Source organism: Bacillus sp. EB V-12, assembly GCF_056158125.1.
Genome location: NZ_JBUXJL010000006.1, coordinates 152,982 through 175,671 on the forward strand (window position 1 = coordinate 152,982; position 22,690 = coordinate 175,671).

At 35.4% G+C, this 22,690-nt stretch carries 20 protein-coding genes, 1 riboswitch and 1 other annotated feature; of the genes, 5 read left to right on the forward strand and 15 right to left on the reverse strand.

What is annotated here, in order from left to right; genetic code table 11:
• Nucleotides 1-26 precede the first annotated feature (26 nt).
• The 4 genes from ACZDYH_RS19770 to ACZDYH_RS19785 form a co-directional block, all read right to left on the reverse strand.
• Nucleotides 27-3,839 (reverse strand): putative mucin/carbohydrate-binding domain-containing protein, encoded by a 3,813-nt coding sequence (locus tag ACZDYH_RS19770; RefSeq protein ID WP_434713075.1) that lies wholly within the window; start codon nt 3,837-3,839, stop codon nt 27-29.
• 573 nt (nt 3,840-4,412) lie between these two features.
• Nucleotides 4,413-5,351 (reverse strand): thioester domain-containing protein, encoded by a 939-nt coding sequence (locus ACZDYH_RS19775; protein ID WP_434713077.1) that lies wholly within the window; start codon nt 5,349-5,351, stop codon nt 4,413-4,415.
• A gap of 109 nt (nt 5,352-5,460) precedes the next feature.
• Nucleotides 5,461-6,300 (reverse strand): aldo/keto reductase, encoded by an 840-nt coding sequence (locus ACZDYH_RS19780; RefSeq protein WP_474887025.1) that lies wholly within the window; start codon nt 6,298-6,300, stop codon nt 5,461-5,463.
• A gap of 16 nt (nt 6,301-6,316) precedes the next feature.
• The gene (locus ACZDYH_RS19785; RefSeq protein WP_166694953.1) at nt 6,317-7,480 is read right to left on the reverse strand and encodes an MFS transporter; all 1,164 of its coding nucleotides are present in this window, start codon (nt 7,478-7,480) and stop codon (nt 6,317-6,319) included.
• Nucleotides 7,481-7,853: 373 nt separating this feature from the next.
• Between ACZDYH_RS19785 and ACZDYH_RS19790 the strand changes: the two genes are divergently transcribed.
• The 3 genes from ACZDYH_RS19790 (at nt 7,854) to ACZDYH_RS19800 (ending at nt 10,294) form a co-directional block, all read left to right on the forward strand.
• Nucleotides 7,854-8,198: a winged helix-turn-helix transcriptional regulator gene (locus tag ACZDYH_RS19790; RefSeq protein WP_000760481.1), complete on the forward strand. Its 345-nt coding sequence runs from the start codon at nt 7,854-7,856 to the stop codon at nt 8,196-8,198.
• A gap of 432 nt (nt 8,199-8,630) precedes the next feature.
• Nucleotides 8,631-9,071 carry a DUF1641 domain-containing protein gene (locus tag ACZDYH_RS19795; RefSeq protein ID WP_001115309.1) on the forward strand — a complete coding sequence of 147 codons (441 nt, stop codon included), beginning with the start codon at nt 8,631-8,633 and terminating at the stop codon, nt 9,069-9,071.
• 44 nt (nt 9,072-9,115) lie between these two features.
• Nucleotides 9,116-10,294: an NAD(P)/FAD-dependent oxidoreductase gene (locus ACZDYH_RS19800; RefSeq protein WP_000043202.1), complete on the forward strand. Its 1,179-nt coding sequence runs from the start codon at nt 9,116-9,118 to the stop codon at nt 10,292-10,294.
• A 190-nt stretch (nt 10,295-10,484) separates the two neighbouring features.
• Here ACZDYH_RS19800 and tyrS read toward each other — a convergent pair whose 3' ends face one another.
• From tyrS to ACZDYH_RS19825, 5 genes are all read right to left on the reverse strand, one after another.
• Nucleotides 10,485-11,747, reverse strand: a complete 1,263-nt coding sequence (tyrS, locus tag ACZDYH_RS19805) for a tyrosine--tRNA ligase (protein WP_061536034.1) — start codon at nt 11,745-11,747, stop codon at nt 10,485-10,487.
• Between the two features lie 56 nt (nt 11,748-11,803).
• Nucleotides 11,804-12,019, reverse strand: a binding site (T-box leader).
• A 97-nt stretch (nt 12,020-12,116) separates the two neighbouring features.
• Nucleotides 12,117-13,034, reverse strand: a complete 918-nt coding sequence (murB, locus tag ACZDYH_RS19810) for a UDP-N-acetylmuramate dehydrogenase (protein ID WP_001057102.1) — start codon at nt 13,032-13,034, stop codon at nt 12,117-12,119.
• A 383-nt stretch (nt 13,035-13,417) separates the two neighbouring features.
• On the reverse strand, nt 13,418-13,813 hold the full coding sequence (locus tag ACZDYH_RS19815) for an SET domain-containing protein (protein ID WP_000573649.1): 396 nt from the start codon (nt 13,811-13,813) through the stop codon (nt 13,418-13,420).
• Nucleotides 13,814-13,979: 166 nt separating this feature from the next.
• Nucleotides 13,980-15,482, reverse strand: coding sequence for a DUF4077 domain-containing protein (locus tag ACZDYH_RS19820; protein WP_166694925.1), 1,503 nt, complete (start codon nt 15,480-15,482; stop codon nt 13,980-13,982).
• A gap of 32 nt (nt 15,483-15,514) precedes the next feature.
• Nucleotides 15,515-16,573 (reverse strand): endonuclease/exonuclease/phosphatase family protein, encoded by a 1,059-nt coding sequence (locus ACZDYH_RS19825; protein WP_474887030.1) that lies wholly within the window; start codon nt 16,571-16,573, stop codon nt 15,515-15,517.
• Nucleotides 16,574-16,805: 232 nt separating this feature from the next.
• Nucleotides 16,806-16,865: riboswitch (Fluoride riboswitch) on the forward strand.
• 54 nt (nt 16,866-16,919) lie between these two features.
• Here ACZDYH_RS19825 and crcB (ACZDYH_RS19830) point away from each other — a divergent pair.
• Nucleotides 16,920-17,324: a fluoride efflux transporter CrcB gene (gene crcB / locus ACZDYH_RS19830; RefSeq protein ID WP_000639315.1), complete on the forward strand. Its 405-nt coding sequence runs from the start codon at nt 16,920-16,922 to the stop codon at nt 17,322-17,324.
• Nucleotides 17,321-17,677, forward strand: a complete 357-nt coding sequence (gene crcB, locus ACZDYH_RS19835) for a fluoride efflux transporter CrcB (protein WP_000568587.1) — start codon at nt 17,321-17,323, stop codon at nt 17,675-17,677. Before crcB (ACZDYH_RS19830) ends, crcB (ACZDYH_RS19835) begins: the two co-directional genes overlap by 4 nt.
• A 30-nt stretch (nt 17,678-17,707) precedes the next feature.
• Here crcB (ACZDYH_RS19835) and ACZDYH_RS19840 read toward each other — a convergent pair whose 3' ends face one another.
• The 6 genes from ACZDYH_RS19840 to psiE form a co-directional block, all read right to left on the reverse strand.
• Complete coding sequence (locus tag ACZDYH_RS19840; RefSeq protein ID WP_000980930.1) at nt 17,708-17,947, reverse strand: DUF3947 family protein; 240 nt, start codon at nt 17,945-17,947, stop codon at nt 17,708-17,710.
• A 79-nt stretch (nt 17,948-18,026) separates the two neighbouring features.
• The gene (locus ACZDYH_RS19845; protein WP_025118109.1) at nt 18,027-18,239 is read right to left on the reverse strand and encodes a DUF3955 domain-containing protein; all 213 of its coding nucleotides are present in this window, start codon (nt 18,237-18,239) and stop codon (nt 18,027-18,029) included.
• Between the two features lie 180 nt (nt 18,240-18,419).
• Entirely contained in the window at nt 18,420-19,613 is a 1,194-nt protein-coding gene (locus ACZDYH_RS19850; RefSeq protein WP_001293755.1) for an MFS transporter, read from the reverse strand.
• A gap of 5 nt (nt 19,614-19,618) precedes the next feature.
• The gene (locus ACZDYH_RS19855) at nt 19,619-21,166 is read right to left on the reverse strand and encodes an ABC-F family ATP-binding cassette domain-containing protein (RefSeq protein WP_017657025.1); all 1,548 of its coding nucleotides are present in this window, start codon (nt 21,164-21,166) and stop codon (nt 19,619-19,621) included.
• 437 nt (nt 21,167-21,603) lie between these two features.
• Nucleotides 21,604-22,119, reverse strand: coding sequence for a spermidine N1-acetyltransferase (speG, locus tag ACZDYH_RS19860; RefSeq protein WP_001071089.1), 516 nt, complete (start codon nt 22,117-22,119; stop codon nt 21,604-21,606).
• A 142-nt stretch (nt 22,120-22,261) separates the two neighbouring features.
• Nucleotides 22,262-22,666, reverse strand: coding sequence for a phosphate-starvation-inducible protein PsiE (gene psiE, locus ACZDYH_RS19865; protein ID WP_000834708.1), 405 nt, complete (start codon nt 22,664-22,666; stop codon nt 22,262-22,264).
• Nucleotides 22,667-22,690 lie beyond the last annotated feature (24 nt).

Consider the following 22,690-nt stretch of genomic DNA (forward strand, 5'->3'; position numbering starts at 1 on the left):
CATAATGTTTTACGAGCTTTTTCTTATTATTGCACTTGCTCTAATCCATTTTGAGTAATCTTAAAGGATATTTCTTGCCCCTTCATCGCATCCTCTTTTTTAACTAACTCATTCTTTTTGTACCAATTCAAACGACTCGGTTCCGCATGGTATACTTTCAGCACATCTCCATACTCAAATGCCGTTCCATTTACTTGCCCAGCAAAATTCTTTGAAGTCTCTTGTCCTTCTGCCGTTACATGCTTTTTCTCATTTCCATTTTGATCATAAATCGTAAGGCCTATATACTGCTCATTTACAAAGCGATAATGAATCTCCTCATTTGTAAATGTTGCATGTAATTTCTTTTCAGCGTGGTTTAACGTAACAATTGAACGTGTAACATCGGACACACCTTGATAGACTAGACTATCCCCATATGTCACTTCTACAGGAACTTCCGTCACCTTCTTATTTCCAAATCGATCTTTCGTTTCTACTTTCACTTTTTGCTGACCAATTTTTGTCGTATCTATTTCCCCTACAAAACCTACTACTTCTCCACCCTGTACTTCAACAAAGTTCTTCGCGTCTAGCGTTTCGCTATTTGTTCCGATTACTACTTGCTGCGGATTTGCTTTTACTGTTTGCTCACCGTCTAATCTTTCAAATCCATTTTCAGTTATTTTGAAGACTAATTCCTTTATCTCTTTACTTTTTCCTTCGCCCACATATACATCTTTTTGATACCAATGTAAACGAGAAGATTCCGCATGATATACTTTCACTACATCTCCATACTCAAATGCAATTCCATTTACTTCCTTAGCAAATTCTTGCGTATTCTCTAAACCTTTTACTGCTATATTTTTCTTCACTCTTCCTTCTTTATCGTACAATGTGAATTCAAAATACTTTTCATCTTTAAAGTAATCATGAATTAGGTTCTTTGTATCTGTCGCACTCAGTTTTTTCGTATCATGATGCAAAGTTACAATTGATTTCAAGTCACCATCTCTATAGCTCAGCCCATATACAAGTAGGCTATCTCCATATGTTACTGTTAGAGGAACTTCTGTCACTTTCTTATTTCCAAATCGATCTTTCGTTTCTACTTTTACTTTTTGTTCACCGATTTTTGTTGTATTTGGTTTTTCTACAAATCCAACTACTTCTCCATCTTTTACTTCAACAAAGTTTTTTGCATTTATTTTCTCTACATCTGTTCCGATTACTACCTTCTGTGGTACTGCCTTTACCTCTTGTAAAGTTTCCATTCTTTCAAAGCCTTTTTCAGTTACCTTGAAGAATAATTCTTTTTCTACTTTCGCCTTACCTCGGCCAGCAAGGCTATTATTTTGATACCATTTCAAGCGGTCCGGTTCTGCATGGAATACTTTTACTACATCACCATATTCAAACTGCATTCCACTCACTTGCTCCGCAAATTTCTTTGAAGTTTCTTGTCCTTCCGCTGTTACACGCTTTTTTGTGTTCCCATTTTGATCATATAGCGTAATCCCCATATACTCTTCATTTACATAACGATAATGAACAGGATTACCTGTAAACGTTGCGTGCAGTTCCTTTTTATCATGTTGCAATGTTACAACCGAACGTATTGCATTATCATTAGCATGAAATACTAAACTATCTCCATAAATTACTTCAAGCGGCACTTCTGTTATCTTCTTATTTCCAAAAGCATCCTTCGTCTCTATTTTTACTTTTTGTTCTCCAATTTTTGATGTATTTGGTTTTTCTACAAAACCAACCACTTCTCCATCTTTTACTTGTACGAATTCTTTCGGATCTAGTTTGTCTACATCCATTCCGACTACTACTTTTTGCAGTTTCGCCGTCACTTCTTGTAAACTATCTTTTAATTCGAACCCTTGCTCAGTTATTTGGAATAATTTCTCTTTTTTATTTTTAACTTTTCCTTGATCTACAAGTTCGTTATTTTTAAACCACTTCAAACGGCTTGGTTCTGCGTGGAATACTTTTATTACATCACCATATTCAAAATCCAATTCATTTAGTTCCATCGCAAATCTTTTTCCCGTTTCTTGTCCTTCTGCTGATACACGTTTCTTTTCAATCCCATTTCGATCATATAGCGTTAAGCCCATATATTCTTCTTTTTCAAAACGGTAATGTATTTCATTATTAGTAAAGTTTACATTTAATTTCTTCTTATTGTGGTGAAGTGTCACTGTCGACATTACATCATCTGAAAGTCCTTGAAAAACTATACTGTCATCATAAAATCCGTTAACTTGGACAGGAATTGAATTTTTATTTCCTTTCTCATCCCCAATTTCTACTAACACTTCCTGTTTCCCCTTCTCTAATTTAGGCCATACAATCTTTCCTGTTACTTTTACATTCTCACCTAAATTTCGAACAAGCTTACTTGCTTCATTCTCGTCAGAATCTGTACCAACTAAAAGATTTTGTACTTCATTAGCAGGTTCACCATACGGAACCTTATACAGTTCAACTTGCTTCTCACGAATATCATTACTATCTGTAGCTTTCCAGATTTCCTTTTCTAATTTAGGTAACTTTGATTTTTCTATTTTCTCTCTAATATCATCATTTGGTGTTAATCCCCACTCCTCAAAGAAAGGAATTAAATTTTGCCCTGCCACTTTTGATGTCATATAAATAAATAGCTGCTTTTTCTCTTCATCAGAATGAGGCATTTCACTCTGAGGTAACAAACGATAAGCTTGATGTAACCTAGGATAAAAATGTTCTCCATACACTACATTTAATTGCCAAAACATTGTAAGAGGATTAATGTCATCAATGAATCTTTCTGCTTTAGGCTTCTCTAAATACTCAAATGAGTTTTTATAGTGCTCATCCATTTCTAATTGATTCCCTAACGCCTTTTGAACAGCTAATGAGTAAATATTTACTGTTACTTCCCTTACTTTAGACCACTTCCACGGTTCTTGCTGATGTAAATGACCAACTTCATGCCACGGTCCCCATCCATCCTTCTCAAGTACCTCTATATCTAAAACTCTATTCATTGCAGTTGGAATATATCCTGTATGATAATGTTTCGCAAACATAAAGTCCCCTTTAGCAGGCTTCCGTTTTTCAACAAACTGAACATAATGAGTTGGAGATTTTGCAACCCCAACACTGTCCTCAGATAATCCTGCCACTGCGTTTTCTAAACGGATAATCTTATCATGCAATTTCATTAAATCTGTTGGATCCGTATTCTTCATATATTTCTGCACAGAATTGTAAGTAGTAGTAATTAAGCTTCTCTCACCTTTTAATTCAACTGCATAAGGATCCTTATATTTTTTTAACATTTCATCCCAATCTTTTTTCGTATGCTTACCTAAAATAAATAAAGGAAAGTGACTACCACCATTTGTAACGGAAGCTGTTACTTCTCCTTCGTTATTCATATTATAAAAATATAAAATACCGCCTCTTGAAGATGAAATAACATTTTTTCCTGGTTTTAAATCAAACTCCTCTGGGTCCTTTTCATCATAAGATCTCGTTCCAATAAAAGCTTGGATAGACTGCGTTCCTTTTATGTCAATTGTAATCTCTTCATTTGGCTCTGCATAAATTCCAGTCGGTTCATTAGCGGAAAGTTTCCAAGTAACTCTTACACGATTATTTTCTTCTTCTACGCTACCTTTCCCCGGCAACTGAAATACCCTTTGCTCAAACTTATTCTCTTGAACCTCTTCTAAACTCCCGCCCTTATTCTCTTCCAAAGGTGCGGCATATCCTTTCGATGCTTCGAAAGCTACTGGTGATAATAATGTAGATATACATATACTAGCTACTAATACCCTACTCGTCTTTTTCTTCGACATAATCTGTGTCCCCTGTTCCTTTATTTAGAGAAACTACTCTATATATTCATCTAATAAGTAATCCTATTATTTATATAAAAGTATTTAATGAATAGACTAACACCTCGCGCACCTGTATCTATTACTACCGCATTTCCCTCCATGTATTCGCTTTCTTACATTGTACAATTTTTATGTAATATCCCCTCCTCACTTCTCTCTATTTGTGATGAGTTCTCTTGCTACATAAAAAAGAGAATAGTAAAAGATATTTTTCAGTATTGTCATCTATACATCTAAAAATGTGAACAACAATATATTTTTACATTTTCTTCATATATGACCATCTATAGGTAGTTTTTCCAACTGAATTGTACACGCTTTACACTTTGTTTGATAGCCTCTCTAATTAGAATAATGTTACAATTTCGTGAATAAAATCCATTTATTGTAACGTTTAGATTTCTCCATATTTTATTATTTTTAAATACTTCTTCAAACGTTAAAATAGTGTTTCACTCGATTAATTATTATCTTGATATATCTTTAAAGAATTCATATGAAAAAGCATTGGCATATACCAATGCTTTTTCATTATCTCTTTTGATTCGGTTTATGCGGTTCATTTGGAGTATATGGCTTATTTGGAGTATATGGCTTATTTGGTTTATTTGGAGCCTCAGCCTTTTTCCAACTTACCGCTAACTCTGGACTTGTTTTTTCTTCACTACGCTCAAGTAATACTACTGCATTTTGAATAGTCGGTGTACCTTTATGCGCAATCCCTTGTAATTTCGTTAAATTTCCTGATACTTTAAAGCTAAATCCACCAGCTGGTGTTTGTTTCGGAATTAAAATGCGGAACTTTTCTCCTACATTAAATTCTGTTTTTGTTTCGCCTTTTTCATTTGCAAATTTCACGCCCGCTGGTGCACCTGTTGCTTGCACTTTATACGTTCCGCTTTTTGCATTTGTTTCTACTGTATATAAGCCTGTTTCAAAGAAATCATTTTTTAAGACTGCTTCTTGTTCTTCTGTAGGAGTTACACCCATCGTAATTTCTTGTAGTTCTTCACTAGCACTTGCTTTTGCAACGATATCTTTCGTTACCTTTTCTACATTTTTATTACGGAAATCTAAATCATTAATATCGATTTGTTTTAACGCATTCCACACTGCAAGCTGCGTTGCGTAATGCGCCTCTCTCCAATCAGATACACCTAATTCTTGTGGACTCTTTTGTGGATATCCATTCAATAGTACACGGTACACATTAATATCCACTTTCCCCATTTCCGGTAAATCTTGACCGCTTGGAGATTTCAAATCTACATTTAAGCAAAAAGCAATTTTGCCATCTGCCGTTTTAATAAGCTCTGTTCGAATTGGCTTCTTCTTGGACTTACTATAACTCCAATCCATTTGATACTTTGTATGGTCCATCACTTCTGCGAATGCTTTTTGAAGTGGGAATAACACAAATAAAACACTTAAAAACATAGCTAAAAGTTTGAACGATTGCTTTATATTCATGTTTACAGCCCCTTAATAACAAACTTAATACTAAGTAGTATTTATTTAGAAACTATTTTTATGCACAAAAAAAGAGTGCTTTTACGCACTCTTTTTTCTTACCTTAATCTTAGAAATCGAAGTTATCAGGATCTGGACCAACGCGGTGATTTTGATTTAACGCATCGATTTTTTCCATATCTTCTTTCGTTAATTCGAAGTTAAATACATCAGGGTTTGCAATAATACGGCGTTCTTTCGTTGATTTTGGAATTGTGATTACTCCATTTTGAAGATCCCAACGTAAAATAACTTGAGCTGTTGTTTTACCGTGTTTCTCAGCAATCTCTTGTAATGTTTCGTTATCTAATAATTGACCTTGCATTAGTGGTGACCATGCTTCCATTTGAATACCTTGTTCTTTACAGAAAGCTTGTAGTTCTTTTTGTGTTAAACGAGGGTGGTATTCTACTTGGTTAATCATTGGTTTAATTTCTGCATCTTTCATTACATCTTGTAAGTGATGGATTTGGAAGTTACTTACACCAATTGCACGTACGCGCTTTTCTTTATAAAGTGTTTCTAGCGCTCTCCATGTATCTTTATATTTTCCTTCTGAAGGCCAGTGAACAAGATATAAATCTAAATAATCTAGTCCTAATTTTTTTAGACTCTCTTCGTATGCAGCGATTGTTGTTTCATACCCTTGATCTGCGTTCCATACTTTTGAAGTAATAAATAATTCTTCTCTTGCAATACCAGTCGCTTCAATACCTGCACGAATTCCTTCACCTACAGCTTTTTCATTTCCGTAAATTGCAGCTGTATCGATGCTGCGGTATCCTGCTTTAATTGCTGATTTAATTGCTTCTACAAGTTCTGGTCCTTCTTCTACTTTAAATACACCTAAACCGAACCAAGGCATTTCTACACCATTACTTAATACTGTTTTACTTTGTAAGTTTTTCATTTTATTTTCTCTCCTTTTATTTTACTTGATCTCTTTTTTCTAATGTCATGCTCCACGCTGTTAAAATAACAGCGGCTACTACCATAAGACCGCCTACCCAAGCAGTATGGATTAATCCTAACGAATTCGTTACAAGGCCACCTATATAAGAACCTAAAGCGATTCCTCCGTTAAATGCGGCAATATTAATTGCTGAAGCAACATCAACCGCACTCGGAACAAAGCGCTCTGCCAATATAACTACATATACTTGTAGCCCCGGAACATTCATAAATGCGAATAGTCCCATGAAAATAATTGTGATTAATCCAGCTACTTTAAATGGCGCTGTAAATGTTAAAACAAATAATATAATTGCTTGAATAAGGAACATGTAAAATAGCGCTCGAATCGGATTATGATTCGATAATTTTCCGCCGACCATATTCCCTATCGCAATGGCGATTCCATACACTAATAAAATGATAGTGACAGTACTCGCTTCAAACCCTGTTACTTCTTGTAATAGCGGTGATAAATACGTAAATGTTACGAATGTACCGCCGTATCCAAGTGCAGTAATAATGAAAACAAGTAATAGTCTTCCATTTTTAATTAGTTTGAATTGATCACGAAACGATACAGGTACACCATTTTTTAAATTAGATGGGACTAGTATGCTGTTTGCGATAAAAGCAATAATTCCAATTACGACAATCGCCATAAATGACGCTCTCCAGCCAAACTCTTGACCGATAAACGTTCCAATTGGCACACCTGTAATAGTTGCAACTGTTAATCCAGTAAACATAATCGCAATTGCGCTAGCACGTTTATTCTCTGGTACGATTGCAGCCGCAATTGTAGATCCTATCGACATAAACACACCATGTGCAAACGCAGATACAATCCTTGCGATAATTAATACAGTGAAGCTTGTTGCTACCGCCGCAATACCATTACCAATAATGAAAATAACCATAATCCACATTAATAATGTCTTTCTCGACATACTTGCCGTTAACGCTGTTAAAACAGGAGCTCCTACTGCCGCCCCTAACGCATATAGGGAAACAGTTAAACCAGCTGTTGTAACAGAAACATTTAAATCTTTTGAAATCGATGGTAATAAACCGACACTAATAAACTCGGTTGTACCAATCCCAAACGCACTAATTGCTAGTGCTAATAAAGCAAACATACTTCTTCGGTTCGTCTGAACTTCCGAAGATGGTACTGTATATGAACTCAATTGAATTCCTCCTTATTACAAGAAATCCAATCATAATAGTGTGATAAAAAGGCCCTTTTATCTTCTAAAAAATATATTTAATCTCTACAAATGCTATTATGAATGGTTTCATTCTTTTTTTGAAGAACGCACTTTAAAGTACGATAGGCACTAAAAAGTAACATAGTCACTTTTTGGTACCGTACTACTCATTTGCCTCTTACATGTGCTATTATGAAACATATTTAACATAATAAAAAGTACGTACTTTAAAGTGCTATAGGTACTAAAAAGTAACATTTGTATGATTTAACTTATTTTACTTACAAAGGGAGGATTTCATATGAAGAAATACAATATTCCTGTAGAGGCGACTTTAGAAGTTATCGGCGGAAAATGGAAGGTTGTTATCCTTTGTCACTTAACGAAAGGTACAAAGAGAACGAGTGAACTAAAACGTTCCATGCCTGGTATTACACAAAAAATGTTAACACAGCAATTACGTGAATTAGAAGACGACGGCGTCATTCAAAGAAAAGTATACAACCAAGTCCCACCGAAAGTAGAATATTCTCTTACCGACTACGGTTGGTCTTTAGAATCCATTCTTGATTCTCTTTGTTCTTGGGGCGAATGCCATCTTGAAAAAGAAGGTAACACATCGATGCTAATTGCAGAAGGTGAATAATAGGAAAAAGGAAAAAACGAACATGAATTTGTTCATTTTTTCCTTTTTTTCTTTATATATATGTACATTTCTAACTGGAACAAAATATTTTATACGCTTTCATACCTTGTCAGCACTACGTTATACACTCAATATCAAATAATTAGGAATCATTTTTATGTTAACATAGGTGTATATAGTATATAATATAGGATATATATTATATACACTTTCCGGTAACGGAGCTTTTCCATTATGCGGACAAGCCATGTATCGGACAGTTCATAAATAATAAGTAAGACGTTATGGTTTTAGATTTATGTCAGCTTACTTGCTGTCATAAATTTAAAGGCATTTTATTGTGTTTTGTGAAACTTTGTATAAAGTTTCGTAACCGTTTACTATCTTACTTATAAAAAATAAGAGTATTGCTATCGTAAAGGAGAATTGGAGATGCCAGAAACTATGACTCAAACAAAGCCAGAACAAGAAACTGTACAAATTTCTGCTAGCCAAGGACAACTTGATGTACTTGATCAGTTGTTAAAACCTGAGGTACAAGAATCATTAACAACACTAGTAGAACAGCTTCCAAAATTAACTGAGCTTGTTAACATTTTAACTAAGTCTTATGACTTCGCTCAAACTGTTGCTACTGATGAAGTATTAAAAAGCGACACTGTTGGTGCAATCACAGAGCTTGTAGAACCTGTAAAAGATACAGTGAAAAGCATGGCTGCTACTGCAATCGAAGCGAAAGATCGTGCTGACGAAAGCAACGAAGTTATCGGCCTGTTCGGTCTATTAAAATTATTAAAAGATCCACAAGCACAAAAAATGTTCCGCTTTGTGAACGCATATCTTCAAATTAGTGCAGAACGTAACAATAAATAAGTTAACTTATAACAACAATTAGTAAAGACGGGGGATATCATACTATGTCAAAACAAATTGTCATCTTAGGCGCTGGTTATGGCGGTCTTCTTGCCGCTTTAAACGTACGTAAATATTACAGTAAATCAGAAGCACAAGTTACAGTGATTAACCAATACCCAACGCACCAAATCATCACTGAACTACACCGCCTTGCAGCTGGTAACGTGTCTGAGCAAGCAGTTGCAATGCCACTTACAAAGCTTTTCAAAGGTAAAGATATCGATCTTAAAATCGCAACAGTTGAGTCATTCTCAGTTGATAGCAAAGAAATCAAATTAGCTGGCGGCACTACTTTATCTTACGATGCACTTGTAGTTGCTTTAGGAAGTAAAACTGCTTACTTCGGTATTCCAGGACTAGAAGAAAACAGCATGGTATTAAAATCTGCTGCTGATGCAAATAAAATCTACAAACACGTTGAAGACCGTATTCGTGAATACGCGAAAACGAAAAACGAAGCTGATGCTACAATCGTAATCGGTGGTGGCGGATTAACTGGCGTTGAGCTAGTTGGTGAGCTTGCTGACATTATGCCTAAACTTGCAAAAAGCCACGGCGTAAATCCAAAAGAAGTGAAACTTCTTCTTGTTGAAGCAGGTCCAAAAATCCTTCCAGTATTACCAGACCACTTAATCGAACGTGCAACTACTAGCCTAGAAGCGCGCGGCGTTACATTCTTAACTGGTCTTCCTGTAACAAACGTTGCTGGCAACGAAATCGACTTAAAAGACGGTCAAAAACTTGTTGCTAACACATTCGTTTGGACGGGCGGCGTACAAGGTAACCCATTAATCGGTGAATCAGGTCTTGAAGTTAACCGTGGACGTGCAACAGTTGATGCATACCTACAATCTACTTCTCACAAAGACGTATTCGTTGCTGGAGACAGCGCTGTTGTCTTCGCTCCAGACGGACGTCCATACCCACCAACTGCACAAATCGCTTGGCAAATGGGTGAGTTAATTGGATACAACTTATACGCAGCACTAGAAGGCAAAGCATTCGAAGAGTTCGCACCTGTAAACTCTGGAACACTTGCTAGTCTAGGACGTAAAGATGCGGTTGCTACAATTGGAGCAAGCAATACTCCACTTAAAGGCTTACCAGCATCATTAATGAAAGAAGCAAGTAACGTTCGTTACTTATCACACATTAAAGGTCTATTCAGCTTAGCTTACTAATCTGAATATAAGCCCGAATCATGCCCTGCATGGTTCGGGCTATTTTTATCCGTAATTTTCTCTAACTTATTTATTCGGCAGAAGAATCGTATAACCCTTTTAATTATCTAAATTTACTGATTATTTTATGTCCAAATTGTGTATACGAAAAGATGGAAGTATTCTTCCTACTCCCATCCTTTCACACAAACTATTCGCCTAACTTCACAAGGCTGTAATTCTTCTTCCCTTTACGGATAATAATAAATCGTCCATCAAATGAATTCTCTACCGTAACATCTGTACCCACATCTGTTACCTTCTCACCATTCATAGAAATCGCACCATTATTAATGTCTTCACGTGCTTGTCGTCTAGATGGCTCAATTCCTAAATCAACTAGCCATTCTACGATGTTTTTCGTCTCTTTTGAAGACTGGAATGTTGGCATTTCTTTAAAACCTTGTTCAATTTCATCAGCTGTTAACGATTTAATATCTCCGCTAAATAACGCTGCTGTAATTTTCACAGCTTGCAGGAATGCTTCTTCTCCATGAACAAATTTCGTCATTTCTTCCGCTAATACTTTTTGCGCTTCACGTTTATGAGGCTCTGTTTCTACCTTCACTGCCAATTCATCGATGCGCTCTTTCGTTAAGAATGTAAAGTATTTCAAGTATTTAACTACATCGCGGTCATCTGTATTTACCCAGAACTGGTAAAATTCAAACGGTGTCGTTTTTTCAGGATCAAGCCAAACCGCACCACCTGCTGATTTACCAAACTTCGTACCGTCCGATTTTAATAATAACGGAATCGTTAATCCGAATACTTTCGCCTCATGACCTTCTAACTTACGAATTAAATCTAAACCACTCGTAATATTTCCCCATTGGTCACTGCCACCAATTTGAAGTTGAACATCCTCTTTCGTGTATAAATGATGGAAGTCCATCGCTTGCAAAATTTGGTACGTGAATTCCGTGAAAGAAATACCTGTATCTAAACGGCTTGCTACAATATCCTTCGCTAACATGCTATTGATGCTAAAGTTTTTCCCGTAATCACGTAAAAACTCAATAATATTTATTTCATGTGTCCAATCATAGTTATTTACCATCTTCACTTCGCTATTTCCACCAAAATCAAATAGCTTTTTCATTTGTGCTGTTAACGCATCTACATTATGCTGAACCACTTCTAACGTTTGAAGTTGACGCTCTGATTGTCGTCCACTCGGATCACCAATTGTTCCTGTTGCCCCGCCAATTAAAATAACAGGATGATGACCAGCTAATTGGAATCTCTTCATCATCATAAACGGAATCAAATGTCCAATATGCATACTATCACCAGTCGGATCAACTCCGCAGTATAGCGAAATCTTTTTCTCTTCTACTAGCTTACGTAAACCTTCTTCGTCAGTCTGCTGATTAATGGCGCCGCGCCATTCTAATTCATCAATAATATTCATCTTTTGTCATCCCCTTTATTTTTTAAAAACAAAAAAGCCCCTATGTCTACGATAGACATAGGGACGATTATTCACCGTGTTACCACCCAGTTTGCATAAATAGCATAGCTACTCATACCACTCTTAGCAATAATATCGATTGCTAGTCCGCTTAGCATTACCTAAGATACTCCAGAGTGTAATTCGCAAGTTTGTTTGTGCTAGGTTCCAGCAACCCCTAGCTCTCTCGTTAACAGTGACAAACTGCTACTGGGCTCTTTCAACGTATGTTATTTGTTAAATTATTAGCCATTATATTGAATTGAAAACAAATTGTCAACAATACCCAAATATTATTTTAAAATAATTCATATCTTCATACGTATTTCTTTATTCCTTATCTTCTCCAATAATCCTTACTTCTCGCTCCAACTTCACGCCAAATTTCTCTTCAACTGTCTTTTGTACGAAGTGAATTAAATCGATGTAATCTTGTGCTGTTCCGTTATCAACATTCACCATAAACCCAGCGTGTTTTAAAGAAACTTCTACTCCACCAATTCGCTTACCTTGTAGTCCTGAGTCTTGAATTAACTTACCAGCAAAGTTATTTGGTGGGCGCTTAAATACGCTACCACATGAAGGATATTCTAGAGGCTGTTTTGACTCACGTTTAAACGTTAAATCATCCATTTTTGCTTTAATTTCTTCATGTACACCTTCTTCAAGTTCAAATCTCGCTTCAAGAATAATGTAATGGTTGTTCGCAAATACACTCTTACGATATCCAAATTCAAATGCTTCTTTCGTCAAAGTACGTAGCTCTCCATCACCTGTCATTACGACAGCTTCTGTTAATACAAACGAAATTTCACCGCCGTATGCACCAGCATTCATATATAATGCTCCGCCAACTGAACCTGGAATACCACAAGCAAACTCAAGACCCGTTAAGTTATGGTCTAAGGCAATACGTGATACGTCAATAATTGCTGCACCACACTGTGCTACAATCGTCGTTCCTGTTACAGTAACACCTGTAATATGAATTAAACTTACTGTAATCCCGCGAATTCCACCATCTTTAATAATGACATTCGATCCATTTCCTAAAAACGTAACTGGAATATTATATTCGTTCGCATATTTAATAACTTCTTGAATTTCATCATAATTTGTAGGCGCAACAAAAACATCTGCTTTTCCGCCAACTTTAATATGCGTATGATTCTTTAACATTTCATCTTGTTTAACATGTCCTTCAGGCAATACCGTACTTAAATATTTATAAACCTCTTGCATATTCATTTTACGATTCCTCTATTTCTATATTCATTTTATCCCGTTATACGGGCCCATAATATCCCCACGTACATGAAAGAACCTAAAGTGGTGGATACAGTGTACCCAAAATCAATTCGAGACACCTATAAACCTCTTAATTTATAAGAGGTGCCACTCATATTAAAATATATATTGCATAATAAAGCAACCCAAATGGACTACTAAACTTGACATGTCATCAGAAAGACAACAATTTGTAAAATATGTGACTTTTTCAAAACACTATCCCTCAGTATCTTACTATACCACACAAAAAGAAAGTGGTATTTTTTTGTACTTTTTACTTTATTTACATCAATAAAAAAAGAGCACATCCCACAGAATGCGCTCTTTCTATACTCTTTATATTACTTTTCGTTCTCTTCTTTTTCTTTATCAAACCATAACAGCTCATCGTTATCAACTTCACCATTATAATTGATTAAAATTTCTTCTCCTGCTTTTATATCCTTATAAGCATAGAAGTTAAACGTATGGTTCTCGAAGACAATATCATACGTTGCATTCGGTGTATATGAATGATTAAATAACATACCGTATCCTAAAAGGATTGCCGTATGATTGATTCCATACTCAAATGCGTAGTCAGCAAGTAATGTTTTCTCAATGTGTTCATGCTGTTCATTCGGATAAGAGATAACTGGTGCTGCGTGTATCAACTCACCTTTTTTAATATCACGAGTTGCAAATACACCTCTATTAAATTCTCCATCACTAAGTTCAGAAGTCTTAACTTCGATCATATGCGTCACCTATTTAATTCTTTCTTTGAAGTATTTTAATTCCGCTATTAGCTGAATTTTATCTCCTTAAGCTTGGCAGAAAACGCGCAGAAAAGCAATTAAATTCCTATCAAGTATTCGTTTCAATGAAAAAAGAGCACATCATTCGTGCTCTTTCCAAGCAATATTACTTTTCTAAAATATCTTCTAACAACTTCACTTGCTCGCTAACAGTTTGTAACGTCTTCACTGACGTATCATTTCGATGTTTTTCTTCTTCCACACTCGCTAGCACTTCTTCTGTAGCTGTAGAAGTTTGCTGAATTACGTTAGAAGCATGCGTAACATCCTTTACGATATTCGTTGTTTTAACTTGGAAACTTTCTTGATGAACAACAACCTCTCGCATTACTTCATTAATCGCATCAATAAACTTCCCTAAATCAGTTACATTTGTTAAAACGCTTGCTAACATCTCGTTACATTCTTCTTGTACTCTTTCTGACTTCTCTACCTGCACTTCTACCTTACTTGCTTGATTACTAAACTCCTTCAAAATCCCTTGAATTCTTCCCGCAGAACGATTTGATTCTTCAGCAAGCTTTAACACTTCACTCGCTACAATAGCAAAACCTTTTCCATGCTCGCCTGCCCTCGCAGCTTCAATATTTGCATTTAAAGCTAGCAAACTCGTCTGACTTGAAATATTCGTTATTACATCTACAATTTCATTAATTTGTTTCGATTGCATCATTAAATCTCTAAATATAATTCCAGACTGTGAAACAACATCATTTAAACTTCTCATGTTAGTTTCAAAATTTCTTAGAGTATGTACACTACCTTTTGAAATTTCTAAGCTTTCATCCACACGAGTCGATGCAGTTCTTACTTGAGAGATGATTTGTTCAATATTTCCCTCCATATCATTCAATACTTCTACCGAACGATACATCATCTCTGATTGTGATTGCGTACCAACTGCCACCTCTTCAAAGGCAAAATTAATTTCACTCATCGATTCCATCGACGTGTTCATATTTTGTCTTAAATGATTGAAATTACTATCTAGTTTCACAACTGTTTCTTCAATAAGTCTTTGCGTCTCTTCTAACTCCTGAGCTTTTCTCATTACTTCTTGCTTCTCATCACTTAAACGAAGGAGCAGATTAGAACCGATTTTCGTGACGCCCCACATAGCAATTGTTACAATCGCTAACAAACTTGCGAAATTAGCAGCTTCAGACGAGGCTGTATAAGCAAAAAATTGCTCCGGCCAATAGCTACAAAGGATAAATGTGATCACAACAGCTACCCCGCCAAGAATTAAAATGAGGCGCTCACTTAAGTAAATAAGTGAAACAGCTAATGTAAAATAGACCATTTGAAATACAGCCGGGCTTTCATTAAAGGCTTGTACCATAATGTAAGACATTGTAAGCAACATAAATGTCATGATATATTTATACGCTGATTCCATACTTTTTATAAAAGTAAAAAGCGTTCCAAATGCAACGACAGAAATACCACAAATCCAAAACGCTATGGCTCTCTCTGTAAAAATATATCCATAATACCCAATTGCGATTATCCCAAGAAAGAAACTACAAATCGTTATAAACAGTAATAAATGATTTTTCTGTGATTCTTTCTCAAGGTTAGAAAAACAAGTCCTCTTTAACCAATCCATATGAAGCCCCACCTTCTACTTATACATATCAATTACTTCAGTTTAAATACCGCACTTACTGGGTTATGATCGCTATTTTCAAACTTTAAATCTTTCCCTTGTACATTTACAATCTCTACATTCGGTGAAACGATAAAGCCATCAATAATAGTGACGAAATTTTCACCTTCTACATATTTCTTTACATCATCTCTCACAGTCATAACAGACGGATCTACAGCCCACTTAAAGCCACCGTCTGTAAAGTCCTTCGGTAACTCTACTAACCACTCAGGACGCTCTTTCACGAACTTCGGATCACTTAATTGAGCGTTTGAAACTAATTGATTCCAATCTCCGCCCATTATTACGTAATCACCATTTTCATAATGCTTGTTCATATATTCTTTTAAGTACTCTACTTGCTGTTTTCTAATTTTCCCGCCTTCATCATAAGCAGACAAATGTAAATTTACGAGTCTAACATGTTTCCCATTATTAACAGGAATTTTATATTCCACAATTGCTCGATCTAAATCAAACAAACGCTTTGGCCAAGGCTCCATTTCAGGCAGCTGGAACCTCTTCGCTTCTTGAACAGTGTATTTAGAAAACGTACTTAATCCAGCCTCCGCATATCCCATTGGATTTGTTATTGGCACTGGAACCCATTTCGTATCGTAGTTCTTGCCAAATGACGAAACATAATCAGGTAATCCTTTTTTCAAAAATTCATGTTCATTTACATCAAATGAACGAAGTGACTTTATATCAACTTCTTGTAATAGTGCAAAATCACTATTCTCATTTTGTAAAAACGAAAGCATATTCTTTAAATTAGTTTCCGTTTGCTCTTTACTACTTGAACCAGATCCCTTTCCACCATCCATAAAGAAATCTTGATCCTTATCTAACCCAGCATATCCAATATTAAATGTTGTAACTTTAAACTCATTTCCAGTCGCTAATACGCGCTCCTTATTATTCTCTACCTTCAAGCTTATAACATCAGCAGGCTGTTCTTTAGTAAGTGTCATATACGCTAGAAATCCTCCTACAATGCCCGCTACTACTAAAACACATGTAAATACGATTTTTAAAAATTTCTTCAAATAAATGACTCCTTTTCACGCGAATTTATTTTTCTTTATTTTCAGTCAAATAAAACAAAACGACACACATAAGAAACATTTTATCATAATTAAAACCGTATATCACTATATTTAGTTGATAAGTAATCGATCCCATTTTAATTACTTGAAAAACCTTCAGACATCAAAAAAAGAAACGTTACACCCACCTCCTCACTGGAAATTAAACGGTATATTTAGTACACTATATGTAATAATCCTAGGCGATGGAGTTCGCCATAAACGCTGCTTAGCTAATGACTCCTACCAGTATACATACTGGTAGGAGTCTATTTTTTTGAGCAAGCTATTTAAAGAGGTGAGAAAATTGATTTATATTATCGTCGGCATTGCCGGTATATTAGGAGCTCTTTCTCGTTATTATTTAGGTCTTAATATCACCACATTTTGGCATCATTCATTTCCATTAGCAACATTACTCATTAACTTAATCGGTTGCTTCTTCTTAGCTTGGCTAACTACTTATATCGCCCGGCTAAACATCTTACCTTCAGAGGTCATCACAGGCATCGGAACTGGATTCATCGGTTCCTTTACGACTTTTTCAACATTTAGTGTAGAAACTGTGCAATTGATTAATCATTCTGAGTGGAGCATAGCCTTCTTATATGTATCATGTAGCATACTTGGTGGCCTCATTATGTCTGGCCTTGGCTATACACTTGGAGATTTCTTAATTAAGAAATCTCTTACGGAAGGTGATTACTCATGATAGAAGCCTTATTAGTCGCAACAGGAGGATTTTTCGGTGCGATTACACGATTTGCAATTAGCAATTGGTTTAAGAAAAGAAATAAAACACAATTTCCACTTGCTACATTCCTTATTAATATAACAGGGGCGTTTTTACTTGGATATATAATCGGCAACGGAGTTACTACAGGCTGGCAACTATTATTAGGTACTGGATTTATGGGTGCATTCACTACATTTTCTACGTTTAAACTAGAAGCCGTTCAACTTCTCAATCGAAAAAATATTAGCACTTTCCTTTTATACTTAAGCGCTACGTACATAATTGGTATCCTCTTCGCATTCCTTGGAATGAAGCTAGGCGGAATATGAAAAAAAGCGACTCTATTGAGTCGCTTTCTTTCATAAGAAATATGTCCCGCCATATGGAATAGAAAATAAACCAGCTGGATGTACATCGTAATGTACAATTTGCATCGGAAGCTGTGAATACGGCATATACTGACTTTGCATCATTTGTGCAAAATATGCTTGTTGTTGCATTTGAATAGCTTGATTCATAGCATGAATTGTTCCCTGTGCCCCAGCCAGCGTAATAGCTGCTCCTACTTGTCTTCCATTATAAAAATGATGGTTCATCATGATTCATCTCACTTATTCTTTTTCTTCCATATGGTATGTTTCTATTTCATAGTGAGTATTTTGTCCCTATTGGTAACCCCTATTTATTGCCCTTTTTCAGCTTTGAAGTAATAAATCCAAATAATAATACGCCAATACCACTAAGGAACAATACATAACTTATCGGTACTAGGAAAAAGAAAGGTTCTTCAAGGAATCCATCCGCTCCTACTTTACTGTTTGAAGCATGTATAGTTAAAGAAATAATCGCTAAAATCATGAAAGAAATAGCTACTACGTATTTATTTTTCATTTCACATTCTCCTCTACTTATGTAATTCTCCTTAAATCGTTAACATCATATTATCTAAAAAAACATTAACAGTCAATAATTAATTATTGTTTAACGATAAATAATTATTGACTAAACTAATAACAAAAAGGTTTACGAAGCATATTAAATCACTTCGCAAACCCTCTGTATTATAAATATTTACACTTCAAACCTCTTGCTTAATACTATATACATTGCGCAAAATAGCACGAATATCCCAGCATAAATTAACAAAATCTCTACACTAAACATATCCGACAATGGCCCAAATATTATCATTCCTAGAGGAAGCGCGCATGAATTCGCAATTTGTACAAGACTGAACATCCGTCCGTGCATTGATGGTTCTACTTTCTCCTGCAATAACACAGTAACTGGTGTATTGAAGCACGGCATCGTTATACCAATTAAAAAATTAAAGACTAAATATATAATAAATATTGGTGCTATTCCGAGTCCAATCATAAGCAGTCCATATAATGCACAAGCTAGCGCTGTTGTATACATACGATTACGAAAACCACCCCACGCCGCAATTAATACGCCACCAGCTGCCGCACCCGCACTAAAGGTCATCTCACTAGCAGTAAGTCTCCACATTTCGGCCCCGAAAGAACGAGTTACCATTAAAGGTGTTAAAAAAGCAGCTGGACTTATTAAAATCATGACGATAATTAATAAAACGATTAGCCTTTTAATAAATACATTTTCTTTTAAATAAGAGAATCCTTCTTTAATTCCTTGTAGATTAGATTTTTGCTTACTCTCTACATTCACATGTCCTTCCACCTGAATGATAAACATAATACTAATTCCAATCATAGCCGTAATAACATCAATAAAAAATGTTGTTTCAATGCTGGCAATAGAAAGAATCATCGCACTTGCTGCTGGAGAAAGAAACATAATTAAAGATGTAATACTGCTATTTATTCCATTTACTTTCATAAGATACTCTTTCGGAACGATTTGCGGAATTAATGCATTTACAGCTGGCGTTTGTACTCCTGTTCCAGCTGAACGAATGAGTAACACAATAAAAAGTAACCAAATACTTTTATATCCTGTTAAAAATAAAATTGCTAAAACTAACGTCGCAATCGCTATAATTCCATCAGATAACATAATCATCTTTTTACGGTCATAACGATCAATCCAAACACCTGCAAACAAAGATATCGCAATTTGTGGTAGAAAACCGCAAACAGTTGAAATAGTCAACATCACTCCTGATGATGTTGTAAGGGTGATATACCATATAATCGCGTATTGTACGAGAGAGGAACCGAACAACGAAATAGTTTGAGCGGTCAAAAATAATATAATTTTCGTTTTCCAATTGTTTTCACTCATATGTTTCACACCCCCTTAACTAATCCTGTCTCTATATGAAAGATGCTATCTGCCCAATCAAGATAAAAACTCGCTTCGTGAGATACGAGTATAATGCTGCCCTTAAACTTAATTAGCGCCTTTTGCAAAGCTTCCTTCGCTTCTGCATCTAAATGATTTGTCGGCTCATCTAAAATTAATAAGTTACAAGGTGATAATAATAATCCGCACAGTTTCACCTTCGATTGTTCACCACCACTTAACGTACGAATTTCTTGCGAAACGTGCGTATCCTTCACTCCACACGCAGCTAAATGATGGCGTATTTCCTTCATATTCAGTTTAGGAAACTGTTCTGAAATAATTTGAAGCGGCGTTAAAGAATCATTGCTCCAATTTAAATCTTGCTCATAATATCCAATCTTTATTTGCTCTGAAAAGTGAAACTCTCCAGAAATACTATCAATATTTCCAACGATTGTTTTTAATAAAGTAGATTTTCCTACTCCATTGAAACCTGTAATAACAAGTTTTTGCCTACCCATTACTGAAAAATTCAACTTTGGTAAGAGAGCGAAGTCGTAACCAACTTCAAGGTTATTTACTTCAAGAACTGTCTGAACTGAAATGGGAAGTTCCTGAAAATGAATAGACGGTTTATGAGTAAAACTTGGTGGCGCAATTCTTTCCATACGCTGTAATTGTTTTCTACGACCTTGCGCTATTTTTGAATTCACCCCAGCAATATTTCTACGAATATACTCTTCCGTTTTTTCAATTTTCTTTTGCTGTGCATAATATTGGCGAATATAATCTTTTCGCAAATGCTCCTTCTGCCTTACAAAATCTGAGTATTTGCCGTAATACTTCTTAACTGTCCCGAACTCTACATCACATATGCAAGAAGTTACCTTTTCCAGAAAATCAAAATCATGTGATATGACAATAAACGCTCCTTCAAAATTCATTAAATAATTAGCAAGCCACTCCACATGCTCCTTATCAAGAAAATTCGTCGGTTCATCTAGTAATAAAATATTAGGCTCTTCTAATAAGAGCTTCGCTAAAATTACCTTTGCACGCTGCCCTCCGCTTAATTCACCAATAACACGATCCATCCCAATCACATCAATACCTAAGCCGGATGCCACCTTATTCGTAATACTATCTACTGAATAAAAATCATGAGCCTCGAGCAGTCCTTGAATTTCTGCCGCTTTCAATAGTTGATTTTCATCTCCGGTCATCGCACTTTCTTCATATAACTTGTTCATTCTCTTTTCCATTTCATACAAATCATAAAAGGCTCTCTTTAAATATTGAGAAATGGTATAACCCTCATCAATTTCTGCGTATTGATCAAGATGTCCAATTTGAATATTTGGTTGCCACTTTATGTCTCCCTTATCAGAAATAATTTCCCCCACCAATATTTTCATTAATGTGCTTTTCCCTGCACCATTCTGTCCAACAATTCCCATATGCTCCCCTTTATGCAAATCAAAAGAAGCATTTTCGTATAATACTTTATCTATAAAACTATGTGATAAACTTTCAACTTTAAGTAAACTCATTTTTATTCCTCTTTTCCTGAAATTAAAAAAAGCAGAGAGATAGCGTCATTCGACACTAGCCCTCTGCTTCATGGTTTTTCCTATACTACTCCAATTTATAGTAAAGACTCATCGGAATAATATACACAAAGGGCCATAGACAAAGCATTGTCTATGGCCCCTTAATCTATTTTATACACCAGCTGAAAAACCATAACGAAATAAGCATAGATAAACTATACTTTTTTAGAAAAGTTATTCAGCCGATGAATATAGGGGATTTATACCCCTTGATTAAGCTCCGTACAACGCTTCACCGTATACATTTGTGCGGAGCAAAGTTTTCTAATGAGTTTTACAAATTTTATATAAAGCATATTCTGCACCTTCCTTAATACTTAAAAGGGATTTTAGCATACGGTTTTACGAAGCGTCAACATTACTTCCGAATCTTTCAACTACTTGTTTTCAAAATATTGCTTCTGAAACATACACATTCTTATCGCATTATGATAGTTACCATCAACGAAAAACTCATCGATAAGCTCACCTTCTACCATAAACCCAACCTTTTTATAAACATGTACTGCTTTTTCATTTTCCTTATCCACAACTAAATATATCTTATGCATATTTAATACAGCGAAAGCATAATCCATTGCTAAACGCGTCGCATCCACTGCATAACCATATCCTTGATAATTCGGATCAATAATAATTTGGAATTCTGTTCTACGGTGAATATAATCGATTTCTACTAACTCAACTAATCCAACCATTTCATTGTCTTTCTCAACGATAAATCGGCGTTCGCTTTGATCATGTATATGTTTATCGTATAAGTCTTGCAGCTCCACAAATGCCTCATACGGCTCTTCAAACCAATACGACATAATATGCGCATTATTATTCAGTTCGTGTACAAACTTTAAATCTTCTCGTTCTAATGGACGTAACTTCAATTCCTGATTCATTCCTATAACCTCCAAGTAAAAGAAACCTCTTCACTTAATTTCTCAATTTTTTTCGATTTCAAACGCCCTAATTTCATTGTAAACTTTCAAGCAACTTGAAGGTCAAGATGTAAAAAAGTAGTGCAAACTTATGTCTGCACTACTACTCTTTTCTCAAATCTCTCATATTCGATATGTATAAAGCAATAACTAAAACAAGAATTGCTCCTGCGTATAATAACGTCTCCATCGGTTCCTCATGAGACACAATAATCAATCGAATTAAGGCCGTAATTCCGATATAAATAAAATAACGTAACGGGAAATGATAGTTCGATTTAAAATACTTAATAATTAATGCAATGAACTCGAAGTATAAGAAATAAACGATGATACTTTCAACCAATTTATAAGACGTATACTCTTTTGCCGAAAAAATATACTGCACAAACGTAATTGTCTCATTCACTAAGAAAATCGATAACACAATGGATAATATAATTAAAGCTATATTTAATATCCATTGCAAAACACTAGCTATAACATGATCGATATTAAATGACTTCATTTTCTCTTTAGACTCCCCTTCGTA

What these genes read in the sequence shown, in the direction of transcription:
- ACZDYH_RS19820 (WP_166694925.1), bottom strand. Translation starts at nt 15,482, where the DNA reads ATGGATTGGTTAAAGAGGACTTGTTTTTCTAACCTTGAGAAAGAATCA.
- speG (WP_001071089.1), bottom strand. Translation starts at nt 22,119, where the DNA reads ATGAATCAGGAATTGAAGTTACGTCCATTAGAACGAGAAGATTTAAAG.
- ACZDYH_RS19855 (WP_017657025.1), bottom strand. Translation starts at nt 21,166, where the DNA reads ATGAGTTTACTTAAAGTTGAAAGTTTATCACATAGTTTTATAGATAAA.
- ACZDYH_RS19775 (WP_434713077.1), bottom strand. Translation starts at nt 5,351, where the DNA reads ATGAATATAAAGCAATCGTTCAAACTTTTAGCTATGTTTTTAAGTGTT.
- ACZDYH_RS19840 (WP_000980930.1), bottom strand. Translation starts at nt 17,947, where the DNA reads ATGATGAACCATCATTTTTATAATGGAAGACAAGTAGGAGCAGCTATT.
- ACZDYH_RS19850 (WP_001293755.1), bottom strand. Translation starts at nt 19,613, where the DNA reads ATGAGTGAAAACAATTGGAAAACGAAAATTATATTATTTTTGACCGCT.
- ACZDYH_RS19795 (WP_001115309.1), top strand. Translation starts at nt 8,631, where the DNA reads ATGCCAGAAACTATGACTCAAACAAAGCCAGAACAAGAAACTGTACAA.
- ACZDYH_RS19785 (WP_166694953.1), bottom strand. Translation starts at nt 7,480, where the DNA reads ATGTTTGCTTTATTAGCACTAGCAATTAGTGCGTTTGGGATTGGTACA.
- ACZDYH_RS19815 (WP_000573649.1), bottom strand. Translation starts at nt 13,813, where the DNA reads ATGATCGAAGTTAAGACTTCTGAACTTAGTGATGGAGAATTTAATAGA.
- ACZDYH_RS19780 (WP_474887025.1), bottom strand. Translation starts at nt 6,300, where the DNA reads ATGAAAAACTTACAAAGTAAAACAGTATTAAGTAATGGTGTAGAAATG.
- ACZDYH_RS19800 (WP_000043202.1), top strand. Translation starts at nt 9,116, where the DNA reads ATGTCAAAACAAATTGTCATCTTAGGCGCTGGTTATGGCGGTCTTCTT.
- murB (WP_001057102.1), bottom strand. Translation starts at nt 13,034, where the DNA reads ATGAATATGCAAGAGGTTTATAAATATTTAAGTACGGTATTGCCTGAA.
- ACZDYH_RS19790 (WP_000760481.1), top strand. Translation starts at nt 7,854, where the DNA reads ATGAAGAAATACAATATTCCTGTAGAGGCGACTTTAGAAGTTATCGGC.
- tyrS (WP_061536034.1), bottom strand. Translation starts at nt 11,747, where the DNA reads ATGAATATTATTGATGAATTAGAATGGCGCGGCGCCATTAATCAGCAG.
- psiE (WP_000834708.1), bottom strand. Translation starts at nt 22,666, where the DNA reads ATGAAGTCATTTAATATCGATCATGTTATAGCTAGTGTTTTGCAATGG.
- ACZDYH_RS19845 (WP_025118109.1), bottom strand. Translation starts at nt 18,239, where the DNA reads ATGAAAAATAAATACGTAGTAGCTATTTCTTTCATGATTTTAGCGATT.
- ACZDYH_RS19770 (WP_434713075.1), bottom strand. Translation starts at nt 3,839, where the DNA reads ATGTCGAAGAAAAAGACGAGTAGGGTATTAGTAGCTAGTATATGTATA.
- crcB (WP_000568587.1), top strand. Translation starts at nt 17,321, where the DNA reads ATGATAGAAGCCTTATTAGTCGCAACAGGAGGATTTTTCGGTGCGATT.